Source organism: Shewanella sp. H8 (assembly GCF_040285065.1).
Lineage (GTDB): Bacteria > Pseudomonadota > Gammaproteobacteria > Enterobacterales > Shewanellaceae > Shewanella > Shewanella polaris.
In genome coordinates, this window is sequence record NZ_CP157213.1 from 714,315 (window position 1) to 728,340 (window position 14,026).

General features: G+C 38.5%; 12 protein-coding genes. 8 read left to right on the forward strand and 4 right to left on the reverse strand.

All coding sequences use genetic code 11. From position 1 onward, the window contains the following. Positions 1-22 precede the first annotated feature (22 nt). The gene (locus ABIS04_RS03055; protein ID WP_350433375.1) at positions 23-2,050 is read right to left on the reverse strand and encodes a cytochrome C; all 2,028 of its coding nucleotides are present in this window, start codon (positions 2,048-2,050) and stop codon (positions 23-25) included. A gap of 655 nt (positions 2,051-2,705) precedes the next feature. Between ABIS04_RS03055 and ABIS04_RS03060 the strand changes: the two genes are divergently transcribed. Next, on the forward strand, positions 2,706-3,725 hold the full coding sequence (locus ABIS04_RS03060) for a GGDEF domain-containing protein (protein ID WP_350432564.1): 1,020 nt from the start codon (positions 2,706-2,708) through the stop codon (positions 3,723-3,725). A 204-nt stretch (positions 3,726-3,929) separates the two neighbouring features. On the opposite strand, the gene ABIS04_RS03065 is transcribed toward ABIS04_RS03060, so the two are convergent. Beyond that, complete coding sequence (locus ABIS04_RS03065; RefSeq protein ID WP_350432565.1) at positions 3,930-4,535, reverse strand: hypothetical protein; 606 nt, start codon at positions 4,533-4,535, stop codon at positions 3,930-3,932. 622 nt (positions 4,536-5,157) lie between these two features. Between ABIS04_RS03065 and ABIS04_RS03070 the strand changes: the two genes are divergently transcribed. Beyond that, complete coding sequence (locus ABIS04_RS03070) at positions 5,158-5,598, forward strand: hypothetical protein (RefSeq protein ID WP_350432566.1); 441 nt, start codon at positions 5,158-5,160, stop codon at positions 5,596-5,598. Between the two features lie 9 nt (positions 5,599-5,607). Continuing rightward, a complete protein-coding gene (locus tag ABIS04_RS03075) occupies positions 5,608-6,345 on the forward strand; it encodes a ZIP family metal transporter (RefSeq protein WP_350432567.1) in 738 nt (245 codons plus the stop codon). A 134-nt stretch (positions 6,346-6,479) separates the two neighbouring features. Here the strand turns inward: ABIS04_RS03075 and ABIS04_RS03080 are convergent, their stop codons facing one another. Then, positions 6,480-6,971 (reverse strand): DUF1097 domain-containing protein, encoded by a 492-nt coding sequence (locus tag ABIS04_RS03080; protein ID WP_350432568.1) that lies wholly within the window; start codon positions 6,969-6,971, stop codon positions 6,480-6,482. A 535-nt stretch (positions 6,972-7,506) separates the two neighbouring features. Here ABIS04_RS03080 and ABIS04_RS03085 point away from each other — a divergent pair. From ABIS04_RS03085 to ABIS04_RS03095, 3 genes are all read left to right on the forward strand, one after another. Further along, positions 7,507-8,208, forward strand: a complete 702-nt coding sequence (locus tag ABIS04_RS03085; protein ID WP_350432569.1) for a type II CAAX prenyl endopeptidase Rce1 family protein — start codon at positions 7,507-7,509, stop codon at positions 8,206-8,208. A gap of 287 nt (positions 8,209-8,495) precedes the next feature. Next, positions 8,496-8,969 carry a tRNA (N6-threonylcarbamoyladenosine(37)-N6)-methyltransferase TrmO gene (tsaA, locus tag ABIS04_RS03090; protein WP_137222971.1) on the forward strand — a complete coding sequence of 158 codons (474 nt, stop codon included), beginning with the start codon at positions 8,496-8,498 and terminating at the stop codon, positions 8,967-8,969. Positions 8,970-9,083: 114 nt separating this feature from the next. After that, positions 9,084-9,587: a GNAT family N-acetyltransferase gene (locus ABIS04_RS03095; protein WP_350432570.1), complete on the forward strand. Its 504-nt coding sequence runs from the start codon at positions 9,084-9,086 to the stop codon at positions 9,585-9,587. Positions 9,588-9,899: 312 nt separating this feature from the next. Here the strand turns inward: ABIS04_RS03095 and ABIS04_RS03100 are convergent, their stop codons facing one another. Then, positions 9,900-10,151: a hypothetical protein gene (locus ABIS04_RS03100; RefSeq protein WP_350432571.1), complete on the reverse strand. Its 252-nt coding sequence runs from the start codon at positions 10,149-10,151 to the stop codon at positions 9,900-9,902. Between the two features lie 630 nt (positions 10,152-10,781). Here ABIS04_RS03100 and ABIS04_RS03105 point away from each other — a divergent pair. Continuing rightward, positions 10,782-13,490 carry a hypothetical protein gene (locus ABIS04_RS03105; protein ID WP_350432572.1) on the forward strand — a complete coding sequence of 903 codons (2,709 nt, stop codon included), beginning with the start codon at positions 10,782-10,784 and terminating at the stop codon, positions 13,488-13,490. Between the two features lie 65 nt (positions 13,491-13,555). Next, on the forward strand, positions 13,556-13,975 hold the full coding sequence (locus ABIS04_RS03110; protein ID WP_350432573.1) for a hypothetical protein: 420 nt from the start codon (positions 13,556-13,558) through the stop codon (positions 13,973-13,975). Positions 13,976-14,026 lie beyond the last annotated feature (51 nt).

Consider the following 14,026-nt stretch of genomic DNA (forward strand, 5'->3'; position numbering starts at 1 on the left):
CTTTAGTTCAATCTGTTAAAGATTAACGTGTAAAGTTATGGTATTTTTCGATACCTGAGCTTCGTCCTTCAGCATGACACGTTGCACATGCCTCACTTGCGTTTAACTTATACCATTCAGTAGCAGGTACATCTTCAGTTGTAGTACCTCCATTTTGAACCATGTGATTGAGTGCGCTTGACTCAGTATGACAAGCATAGCAGTTAGCTGTGATTGGGCTAGCCATCTTGTCATCTACACCATAAGCACGTGCTTTAATGAATTGATTTGGAACCGCATTTAAGTCAACAACACCATTATCATGGCACGCTACACAGCTGGTCTGTGGCGCAATAACACTTGCCGCGTTAGACACTTCTTCATTATCTGCATCTAAACTAATGCTACCAACGCCCCAATGCATACTGTGGACCATTGGGCCAAAGCCTGGTGATGAGTAACCTGCTTTACGGTCTTGACCATTGTTATGACAAGCCACACAACCTAAACCACCATCAGCAAAGTTGCCGTTTTTGTGAAAGTTACCAAGGCTGTTATGACAAGTAGTACAAGACTCTGAGCCCACACTGTGACGACGATCGTAGTCAGTTACTGATCCGTCAGCCTGTGATGTAACATCTGTGTATCCATGTATAGTAACAACGTCAGCTTCATCACCCATGTAATCTGTAGCGGTAAAACTGACACGTAATGATGCCATCAAGCCCGCATCAGCCCAAGCTGATAGGTCTGGCGTTGAGCCTGCGACAACAACTTTATTTACGGATACTGCATAACACATAGTCTTGCGACCTTCTGCGTCATAGCTATATTCATAAGAATCTGCAATACGGCCAACAACACTATTGTTATAAACCCCGTGGAAGTATGATCCTACATAGTTAATAGGCTTGTCTGGATTATGAGTCGTTTGTGACTCGTCGAGCCAATCATGTATATTAACTAAGGTTTCAGCTCCTGTAGCTGCGTCAATTTCAAATAATGACAGCGTGGTACACCATTGGCCAGCGTCACCAGAATCTGAGAACCATGCAGGTGCGGTACCAGTAACCTTGTAGGTATCAGTGAGCGCTTTATTAGAAGTGATAGCACTTTTGGCTTCATGCAACGTACGTAAGTCAGCGCCGTTACCTGGAACGATATCACCTGCAATATCACCAGTGTCATGACAATCAATACAACCAGGACCTGCAACACTGATGTTTATAGTTGGTTCCGTGTGACAAGAGCTGCAGTTCATGACACTAAAGCCTGTTTCGAACTCTTGATGATTAATGTGGCCAATTTTAGACAGAGTATTACTTGCGTAACTACCTGTTGAAAAACCTTCTTCATTCACCATATCGCGACTCACAGAGCCGTGACAAGTTAGACAACCTTCAACGAAAGTGACTTCACCGTCCATGCCTTGAGCAACATAGCTAGCATGTTTATTTGGACTCTCAGAGTAATCAACATGGCAAGCATAGCAAGCTTCAGTTGTAGTAGAAAAAGCACCTTCTGGTTTATTAACAACTAGTTCATTAGATCTAGCGATCCCTGATTCGTTATTACCACCAACTCGCAACCATACAATACCTTCGGTTCCGGTATTTACACCTAACATAGGTGCGTCAAATTGATAATGGCCGTCACCAAGGGGAGTCAACACAGCTCCTTCGGTACTCATACTGACTGCGCCACCAATACTGACATTATCTTCTACACCATCGATAGCACTTTCATCACGGTTATTGATGAAACCTTTTTCTGTGAGTGCCGCAACTTTACCTTCAGCATCTATGAGCCCGTTAACAAGTTCCCCGTTTTCGTTAGTGACCTCAAATTCGTAATTAATAGAACCTTCGCCAAGTATATAGTTTATTACTTTCACATTAGTTTCGGTTGAACTGGTTACCACTGGTAATGTCCAAGAATCTCCAGGTTGACCGTCAACACCGTCAACACCGTCAGCACCAGCGGCACCGTCATCCCCATCACATCCCATTAACAAACTAGTCAGCGCTAATGCGACTAGATAAGCTAGTTTTTTAGATTTAAAACGTTTCATCATAACTCTCCGTTTGATCCAATACAGAATATTGGACTCTTTATGGTATTAAACTTTGCTTAGTTCATTAGCCATAACTGGTTCTATATTTTATTATGTGAGCTCAAATTGAATATCGGCTCGGGACCGATTTTGCTGTTAATCTAATGTAAATTAATTGATTAAGATCAAATTAGCGCCTATTACTTTGGAGGTATGTCTCATTTTATTGATATTTATAAAAACCAATTGAATCATCACTTTAAATTAATATTCATTTAAGGTTGGCTTAAGGTTTGGTTAAGGTTAGGTTGGTGGTAGGTTAATTTTTATTTGAGATTGAAATTTTAATTTGTGCTAATGAAAAGCTACATTTACATGTTTCTGGGTTATATAAAATCGTGAAAAATAATATCGCTATGCTTCGATGCCCAGTAAAGAATATAAGCGTATTCGGACCCGCTGAAGTTGTTTAAATACTGATATTGTCTCAAATGTATGGATTGATGTTGTTAACAAAATGGTTGATTGATGCGCAGTTAAGTTATAACTATCTAATATTTTAGCCAATTGTTAATTATTGGGCTAATCTTTCAAATCTCTTTATCAACATTTAGACAAACACATGGTCTACGAGTGTTAGTCGCTGTAATCACAACACTGGAATACAACATTAATGAGCATTTCTAATTTATGGGCAAGTGAACTTGAATATCGTCGCACAGTGTTAAAGGCAGTGTTAATCGTCATTATTGTAGCTGGCAGTATTTTTGTGGTTAATAACTGGTTTAGCGGTTTCAAAGTGTATGCCATGGTTGAACTAGTTGTGGTGTGTCTTTGTATTGGTATTCTGGTTATTCATAAGAGTACACCTAATCTTACCTTGTGGTGTTCAGTATTTTTATTTTCCCTCTATACAGTTATTTTAATTGGTATTTACAGCTCGTCATTTAATTCTGGACTCTTTACTTGGTTGTTTATTATCCCCGTTTTGTCATATCTATTATTGGGAATTAAGCTAGGCACGATATATACAAGTGTGTATATGGCTACAGGTGTGGCTATTTTGATTTACGCTTTGTTGTTCAATATTGCTGATATTTATCCGATCACTATTGCCAATATTGCTTTATGTTTAGCGGCCATTTGGGCATTGTCTTTTAGTTATGAATCTAAGCGAGCGGAAGCAGTAGAGCGTTTGCAACAAATGGCATCAGTTGATCCGTTAACAGGATTAAATAATCGTTTATTGTTAGATTCTATTTTCGAGATGCTGTGCCAAAGTTTGCCTGATAAACAACAATCAGTGTCTATGTTATTACTTGATCTTGATTATTTTAAAAAGATTAATGATCAGTTTGGTCATGATGTGGGTGATAAGGTATTGGTTGAGGTATCCAAATTAATCAACGATATGCGCCGTCGGAATGATTGGGCTTTTCGTTTTGGTGGCGAAGAATTTTGCATGTTAATTCCTAATACGAGTTTGCAACAGGCTGAACAAATCGCAGAGCGTTTGCGCATTGCGATAGATAAGATTACAACTGTTGATGATAATAAACTCAATATTAGTATCAGTATTGGCGTTGCACGTTGGCCCGATGATGGCAGTCAGTTATCGCAGGTTTATAAAGCCGCTGACGAACGGCTTTATAAAGCGAAAGAATTAGGACGTAATAAAGTTGTTTCGCACTAAAGTGATCAACCAAGAGCCAGTAATAACAAATAAAGTGTAGTCAGCAACAATTGTTGGTGGCTATTTAAGTATTGGTTTAGTTTTATGAAGTAAATATGACATAGGCATCCACCGTAATCTTCTTATTGATCCGGTGGAAAATAGACTTCTTCAAGCAGATTTCAACGTCGGCAATATCTATATAAAATGACAAAGACACTCACCTTATTTTTCATCTTGATACGATGACAAACCATAGACCTCTTCAAGCAGATTTAAAAGCGGCAGAAACAACATCTCTATTTCGGTGATATTTATATGGCTTTGGTTAGGGAAAAAGAAATGACTATTGCGATTGCGCCGAGTACGGATAATGACATAGAACATCTGACTGATCAGTTTGGTGTTTTGTGGAGGAAGTTGTATTTGTTCAAAAAGCTTATTTTCAGCATTTTTTAGTGCCGTACTGATTGTCCCTGTGTTGATCTGTGCGACATAATTGATCTCTAGTTTTTTTAGTATTCCATCCAACCATAGATTACTTAAGGCGGTGACTTTTTCACCATATTCACTATGGGCCCTTTTTTTGAAAAAAAGGATATTATGCTTTAACAGGCAAGCTTTGAGCAAAATCTCTGCGGCAAGCGAAATGTTACGCCAGAAATCAATCGTTTCGAAAGGACTATGTTCACCTGTATTCGCAATTTTATAAGTGCCGTTATGGTAGGTAATCACATTTTGAAAAGTAGATAGGTGAATGGCATAGCGGTGATTTTGTTCTGCAATATTACTGATATCAACATTTATCCCGTCTCCAGTATCAATATTCATTGTATTTATCCTCTTCAATATCACTCATCGCTTTTCTTCTTCCAAACGCAATTCATTTATCAGTGATGCAACCTTTTTATCTGTATGACCAGTAATAAGATCTCTTCCTTACAAGCTTTATCTAACAATTGAGGAGCATAAACGAGCGAGCAAATAACATTGTTTTCTAGAATAACATGCTCCCCATATTTATTGATGGATGGTCTTATGCTGCCTAGCAGACATAAAAATAACGCCAGCAAGTTTCAGGTCATTATTGGAGGTATACCTTCACAGTCTACACCTCACACAAGAGGGTGGAATTCTGGCATTTAATGAGCCAATTGGTTTGTCAGGTAACAGCACTCTAAAAATGGGTGGTTTGGACTAGTTGGCTGCTTTACTGTCCATCTGGAAAGTTGGATACTTGATGAATAGTTATTGGCTTATCTATTGTGGCGTTCAATTTTTAAAACCGAACATAATAAAGCCGAATGTGGATTTCAAAAGCTATTAGCGTTATCGTTAACTAATAAGAAAATCAACAGAGACTAAAAATAGCGGGTGTTCCATTTAAGCCCACTTTTGTCAGCTCTAGGCATTAGGCTCCAACATCATCTCATCTACTCTTTCGGGGGAAACGATGTCAGAAAATGTAAACAATGCACTCATAGAAGCAATCAATGATGAGTATAAATCACGTGCAACATACCGAGCAGTCATTAATAAATTTGGTGAAATACGGCCATTCATTAACATAGTCGCAGCCGAAGGTCGTCATATTGATGCCTTATTACCTTTGTTTGCTAAATACAACATTACTATTCCTATTGATGATTGGGATTCACGCATAAAAACACCCGCAACTATTCTTGAAGCATGTCAATTGGGCGTTGAAGACGAAATTGAAAATGCACAAATGTATGACAGGCTACTTGAGTTAACAGTAGATTATCCTGATATTCAAGCAGTGCTAAAGCAATTACAAAGAGCATCAAAAGAAAATCATCTTCCCGCTTTTCAGCGTTGCGTGGAGAGAGGCGGTCGAGGACAGCAAAATCGACGCGGACAATGCTGTAAGTAGGTTGTTAACATGGAAAATACATTTTGGACGGCCCTTGCCACGAGTTCTCTTGCCGCTGTTGTTACTACAGTCGGTATATATACAGTACGTAAGTATGTAGATTGGGGGCAACGCAATATTACCTATTTTATGTGTTTTGCTGCGGGTGTATTAATATCGGCGTCGTTTCTTCACATTATTCCTAAATCATTGTCAATGAACCCTAATGCAGCACCTTATCTATTAGTTGGATTTTTTGGCTTACATTTATTTAATCGTTTTCTTACCGCATTTGTATGCCAGAAAGACCCTGAAAAAGAGCAATATGGCATTGGACTTGTACCAATGGTGGGTATTGGTTTTCACTCGTTTATCGATGGGTTTATCTATTCTATTGCGTTTACCGTGAGTATTTTTACTGGTTTTCTCGCCACTGCGGGCATGGTTTTACATGAATTCCCTGAAGGCATCATTACCTATCTTTTATTGGTAAAAGGAGGGTTTAGTGAACGAAAAGCGGTGATTCTTTCTTTTTTTGCAGCCGCATTAACCACCCCGGTAGGTATGCTTGTCTCATTTCCACTCATCAATCAAATTGATAAACCAATGTTGGGGGCTTTGTTGTCATTGTCAGCGGGTGCGCTCATTTATGTTGGGGCAACACACCTCTTACCTAAAGCTGAACAAGAACACAAAAAATACAGTTTTGTTGCATTGGGTGGTGGGATACTGGTTGCTATTATAATAGTACTTTCAAAGGTTAATTAAATTATGAATCCAGTTAAACAATTGACTAACTAATAGATTAGGGGCCTAACAAATAGGTTAGGCCGAGTGAAGTTGTGTTGTTATTGAATGTTGAACAAGCTTTATATTGTATTAACAGTAGGTAACTAATCTGCTTAGATATCTTCTACCGTTTCATCTTTCAACGATTCAGTGGTGTTATCCGTTAACGTTATCAATAAGCCTGTGAGTAGGCTCATGCTGTAACCCAGTGCGGCACCTATAATAAGCGGCGGAATAATTGCTGCTATATCGGCATTTAAGGCAAATGTGATACAACAACCAATAAACGTACCGGGAATAAAAGCGAAGTTTTTATGACTGGCTTGTAAACACATAAATGCAGTAACAATGCCTGTTAACGCATAGCTGATTATTGGCGAGCCCAGCACTCCGCTACCTGCAATAATTAACCATCCCCAGAATACACCGGAAAGATTAGTCATTATCGCCATTATCATCCCTTTGGCGCCTGTTTCTGTTTGAGCAAAAAAAGTACTGCAACCGAGAAAACCAACCCATGTCACGAGTTGAAATACATCAGCAAGACCAGCCCAAACAGCCGCTAAAAAACCTGCAGAAATTGCAATTTGCCAACGATTAGCCATGGTCGCCTTCATAACGTAAAAATAAGAACGGTGAGTTCTAAATTTAGCACAATAAAAGAAAGCCATGCAGTTTAGTTTTATAAAAGTCGATCCAGTTCGCAAATAATAGTAAATGCTAATAAAACAAAATATCCTGGAACTTGGTAGGCGCTGGCGTATTTAGCTTCGGATTATTTAAGTTTTGCAAGTTTAGGTTTACCCACAGTGCTTGATGGTTTTATCCAATAAAATTGTGGCGTTACTTATCATCATTAATGGTTACAGTGGATATTATGAGGGAGCCTGTGATCGTGATTTAACGGTGTTCTCAGTGACGATAGTGAGTCTATGTCTTTCGTTTACACAATATGGAATATTTAGCAGTAAAACATCGTAGAGCCGGAGTTTGTCACTTAATATGGTTGGTACATAAGTAAGCAGTGCGTCTCCTTAATGAGTTTATGTTGTTGACAATAAGGACTCCCACATAAGAAACTGTGGCGTCAATATCACGCCCCCAAAATGCGATACAAATGCATAATAGGAAATAACAAGCATGCCTCACCAAGACCAGAGCATTAGTGTCAAAATGGCGGCTCCATTCTGCATATTATTAATAGTAATACTACTACTGCAGGTGGTTGGTGTGTATGTCAGCAATAGCTTTTTAGCTTCGGGAGGGGTTAAAGGTTATTGGATTATAAGTCGGTTAATCTTTCCATTTGTTCTCGTTTTTCTACTGGCGATACCGTTAAAACAACTGTATTTCTCTAAACCTACAATTAATCGTGAAAGCCTGCTGCTGATGGCTTTCTTTTTTGGTCTTCTGCTTTGTTTATTTGTTTACCTACAATTTTTTGCAGCAGATTATTTATCTCACTATCGCCATGGTCGCTCTTTAGACGCGCTAAGAGAAGCAGGTAAGTTTCAGCGTTTTCTGATTTTTACCGCTTCGACCATAATAGGCTGGGAAGTCCTTCATCGCGGGTTTTTATTGGGTGGTGGTCAATATTGTTTAACCAAGCATTACAAAATAAATCCTGTGGCGGCCGCTATTATCATGACCGTTATTGTGTGTATCTTTGAAGTATTATTCCACATTAAAAAACCTATCTATGAAGCTGTAGGTATGATTTTCGCCTCGCCTTTATTGTCTTATCTAACGATTAAAACTCGCAGCTTATGGCCTGCGTTAACATTTCATTTATTGATTGAGTTAGCATTTGGCTTTTCCGCGTTTTATTATTCTGTCTATTAATCGTTTCATTAATAAATTTTTCGAAATAAACTTGCCCATATATAACAGTTATCGATGATTATAAAAATGAATGTCAGGGTTAGTTATGAGGCTCGTTGAGCTTTGTTTTTGAGTCATTACAGTGGCGAATTGACAGAGTATTTTTAGCCCCATTAGTGCTGATAATCTCATAACATCCCAAAATCATCTGTTATTATTGCAAGTGGATTATTAATGAGCATCCGATGTGCACATGCACCGGAAGGCCTGTATCAATATGCGATTTCATTTCAGGAAAACGAGAAAATATGATTACTTTTCATCCCATTGGCTATGCTAAAACCCCATTTGAAGAAATTGACAATGTACCTTTACAAAGTGCTGGGATCTCAAATGATATTGCCGAACTCATAATCCATGAAGAGTTTGTTGAGGGGCTGGATGACCTCCATGGTTTCTCGCATATCTATGTACTGTTTCATATTCACAAAGCTAAAGGTTCAGCTTTGAAGGTTAAACCATTCTTAGACACTGAACATCGCGGTATTTTTGCCACTCGCTCGCCAAAACGTCCGAACCCTATTGGGCTGAGCATTGTTGAAATTGATCGTATTGAAGGAGGTCGCGTTTTTGTTAAAGGGATTGATCTGCTTAACGGCACACCGATCATTGATATCAAACCCTATATCCAATCATTCGATAATATTAAAGACACCAAAGATGGCTGGTATGAACAAGGCTTTGACCCCAAAACGACTCTTTCTGATGATCGTTTCGCTTAATAAGTGACAAGCTAAGGTCTAATTAATTTAACGTTAACATGATTCCTGATTCTGGTTGGCGAAAACGTAGTTTTAGTTTCAGCTTTTGGGCTCCTTAAATTTAATAGGCCGCTAATGCAACGCTTCGAATATTGTAATGCTAATACCTGCGCTGAAGAGTTGCTTGCTTTAGGGCCAGTGAATATGAAAATGTGGTACTTATTTCAGTGGCTCACGGAACATGAGCAATTACGTTATGGTACGCAGGCTGAAATGGTAAAGCTGTATATTAATAAAGAGCTGGTTGCTTATGGTTTACTTGAAAATTATGAAGCCCGAACGGATAAAACTACCTTGTATGAGGGGGATTTATATCAAGATTTGGGCGTGGTGCATTTTGTTACCATGCCTGAGCATCGTAAAAAGGGTTATGCAAGCTTAGTTGCTGATGTGATGTACAAAGATATTATTCAACCTTTGTTAGCCCGCCATAATGATGTTCGTGCTTATGTTACCGCCACTGAGCGCGCGGTGCCGTTAATTCAGCGTACTGCGATTGATGCTGCTAACTTAGTCACTCAATTTTATTCAGATGCTACCTTTTTAGAGAAAGTCGTTAGGCAGATTAATCCTCGCTAGGCTCACAAAGCAAATGGCTATATGTGGCTTTTTCCCATTCTTAGTTGCCTTTATTTACTTATCGTTAGTGGACAGGGTATAGAGAAACGATAGTCAGTTTACGTACGACACTTTATCTCTACCGTTTATTTGGGGCCTTCTGCAAAAAAATTTCACGGTCTTTTATCCTGTACTTGGATGATATAGCCAAGATCTATTAGGTGTGTAATATCAGAGTCTTGGTTGCCAAAGGCGATCATCGCAAGCGATAGGTTACGCATAACAGTACAATAGAATAATGCAATTATTTCTGTTGCTTATGATGCTATGAGATTATTTAAACGTAACTTTTCCACCCACCATTTTTAATGCTGGGGCGCCTCTGACTAACGTATCTCGGGCAAATACCTGGCTACATTCTGGACATGTGCCCAGGGCTTTGGTGTAGTCTTCAACAATACGTTCCTTGAAGCATTTGATTAAGGCCCCTTTGCCCCCTTTGCGATACTTAAATAATTGAGTTTTACACTTAGCACAGAAGATGTCGACGGTGCGAGAAGGGTCTTTCTTATTCGGTTTTGCCATCTGGTTAGTTTACTTTACGGTTTGTTAAGTGCTTATGCCTATTGTAATAAAAACTGCAGGATTACGCTAAAATTAGCTATCGTTTTCTAATAAGAAGCGCTGCTTGAAATGGCTAATTGATTTTGGGGCCTCACATTATTTTGAATTATGATTCAACGTTTATGGCATTATCAAATTACAGAAAACGAATATTTCATTAAATCATTTTGTTGTTTCCAAACAACAAACCGTTACCAAACTTTCATCATCTTACGGCGTTCCCGCAATACAACTGGAAATTAATGCAATTGTGTGTCCCTTCGCGGAAAATATCAATGCACAGGGACGCTAGGAATTGTTACAGGCTCTGAGTTTGTTTGTGATATCAACTCAAATCCATCATTGCCTAACAAAGTCATCAATTTGACTCAAATAAATGACCGGGCACAATTATGTTGACCAGCTATTCTAATATTCAATGGGTTAGCAAATTTAAATGATAAAAATGGTTTGCTGATTTTTAGATTATTATCTGTTTAAATACTTTTACAGTACAACATTTTTTGCTAGTATGTTTGTGATTTTCAACAATATTCACATCAAAAATACAGCAAACGATGAACTGCCAGTAAACTAAAAGGATTTAAAAATATGAAAAGGATGTCAGCAGGCGCTTTAATAGCGTCTACCTTGCTTGTTATCTCTTGCGGAAGTGATAATACCCCAGAACCCATCGTGCCAGAATTACCTAGCAATACTGCACCAACAGTAAATGCAGGACTTGACCAGTCTACTTACGGGAATAAAACCGTTGTATTAACCCCTGAATATGCAGATGTAGATGGCTCTGTAGAGTCTATTGCATGGTTACAGGCTTCAACAGATGAAATTTCAGTAGCTTTACAAGTTGATGAGACCGGTAATGCGACTTTTACTGTTCCGGACATTTATCAAGACACCTCGTTAAACTTTCAAATTGAAGTAACAGATAATGAAGGCGCTGTATCAACTGATAATATTTCGGTAGCAGCAGTGCCTGCTGAGCATTCTTTGGCATTATCTATCCAAGGTTTTGGCCACAGCATGAAAGTGACCAGTCAAAGTTTAGTCAGTTTAGCGGGGGTATATAGTGCAGATCACCCCTTGCAATCTATCTTAGTAACAAACCAGAAAACAAATATTACAACGGCAGCGATTATTGATGATGGTTGGACTGCTGATGTGTCGTTATTGGAGGGGGATAATACATTAAATATTACAGCGGTTTCTGCCGATAACACCAGTATTAACATATCTACAGTAGTGACTTATTACCCATCAATCGATTTTACCACAGCATTACAATTTGACACTTCTGTATTATATGTCGGTGATGACAGTACTGAAGTCGTGGTTAGTATAGGGTCTGGCAGCGTTAACTCACCTACCTTAACATTACTCAATGATGCAGATGAAGATGTAACAATGCTTCTTGATAACGGTACTCTACCTGATGAGATTGAAGGTGATGGTATTTTTACGGGTAAGTTTGATATCGCGGCTTTAGCCCAAGGTGAGTTATGTTATCGTGTAAAAGCGACAACTACCGAGGTCGAATATGCTTCCGAATTAGCCTGTATCTGGGGAGCTAATGCGTATACAGAAGAGCAAGTTAATGCTTCTGTTAGTGTCGCTGATTTAGCCAAAGCAACTGTTGATGAATATCTCATCAACAGTGATGATGTCAGTGCTGCTGCAGAATCTGCTCTGGCAGCCATTAAAGCGCTAGATAATGTTGCTGAAGCAAGTATTACACCGAATGGCGGCCTATGGTGGGTAGATAACACTGGTATCTTGGGTATGCATCATCCGAATATAGCTGGTTCGAAGTCTGCTGGTACATTAGTTCGTCACAGTGTCGCTTCAGTCCCTACTCAAAAAGCCTCGACTGCACCTCGTTATTATCAGAGTAACAAATATAACCAGGTTAACTCTCATATTGTTCCTGTTTCTAATGCAAATAACAATAAGTTACAGGCAGTAGCTAATCAAGTGCTTAATAATGTAAGCACAATCACAGAAAATCGCATTCAAAGTTCACGTGCGGTAATTGTTAGTCCATACATTAACAACCCTAATACAAATTCTAATTTTGGTTTGTCGGATGATTATTTTTCAGTGTGGAAGTCAATTGAAAATGCTAACAGTTGTAAAATAGATGCAGACACTGCTTTCATCAATGATGGTCAAGTCGATATTACCTTGGATAGTTTTAAGAATTTTAGTGAGTTTGGTTATATTCATTTCTCTACTCATGGTGATAATTATTATCAAGGCTTATTAAGCTTGTGGCAAGACGCTTGGGGGCCTAATGACTTTTTACAAGGTTCGTTATCTTTAGTTGCCCTATATACAGGCATTATTTTGCCTACCGATAGTAATGGTGATTACATTATTGATGGATATGAGAACGATCTTCAAACAAAACGTTTAGCATTGGGTTACGGTGGCTCTATTGTAATATTACCAGCTTTCTTTGAGCATTATTTAACATCACTGCCTAACAGCCTTGTGAGTTTATCTGCATGTCGCTCAATGTATAACAATTCTTTGGCCAACGTTTTCCTCGCCAAAGGAGCTGGTGCAGTAATGGGTTATGATGATTATGTGTTAACAAATTATGCTCAAAATACTACAAACACTATTTTGACCGAAATGATGGACAATGATGCAACTTTTGGTGAAGCCGTTGACGTTGCTAAAACGACTTATGGCAATAGTGATGGTGGTACTAATAATGCTTTCTTGTTAACGGCAGGGGCTAAGGATTTAAAACTGCCAGATGGACAATTCACAAATCTAGATTTTGAACAAGGAACTTTAGGCGCTTGGAAAAAAGAAGGTGACGGCCGTATATTAAGTCAACTGGGTAGTACATTACCTACAGGTGGCTCATTCACCGGAATTATTTCAACCGGTCTTGGATATACCACTTCATCAGGTTCCATAGTCCAAGAAGCTTGCTTAGTTGATAGTGTGACAACGCTTAGCTTCAATTGGAATTTTTTCTCAGAAGAATTTTTAGAGTATTGTGGTAGTCAGTTCGATGACTCATTTTCTGTTGCATTGTGCGATGTTAATGATCCTGATAACTGTGTAGGCTTTGAAACCAGTGTTAATGAACTCTGTGAAATAGGGCAATTAACAGCGGCGGACATCTCATTCGATGAAGGGGATGTTCACCGTACAGGATGGTTAAATCAAGTTGTAGATATCTCATCATTAGCTGGGAAAAAAGTATCCCTTAACATATCTGCATCTGATGTCGGTGATAGCATTTATGATTCAGCGATTTTGATTGATGATATTATCATCGAATAATAAGTAAGAGTGATATCTTAGTGGTATCACTCACTTTTAGTCTTTATTATAGGAGAGTGTTTAAGATGAAGATGACTTTATACTCTCCCATATTCTGGATATATCTGGTCGTAGGTCTCATGCTATTTGGATGTCAAAAGTCTAAAACTGTACTGTTTATCGATGAGTCGATTGGTGATGCGTATCTGGTGTCCACAACGCGGGAAATTTCGTGTGAATTTGATATTATTATTTTAAAACAACAGCTTGGCGAGATAAGGTTGAAAACGCTTAATCAATTATTGCCTCAGATAAAAGGCATTTTTACGCTAAAACATCCTTTTATCAAGAAAAGTATAACTTATCCGGCTATTGAGCTAATGAATAATCAATATCATTGGATTATTCCTCTTTCTGGTGTAAATCATTATGTCTTTCTAGAGGTCAATGACCAAGTTAGTGTTTATGAATACCCTGACAATATGTCTTTTTTATGCATGGAATAAGTATTGATTATTTGAAAATATCATCTCCAAGTACATTCACAAAGGTTAAAG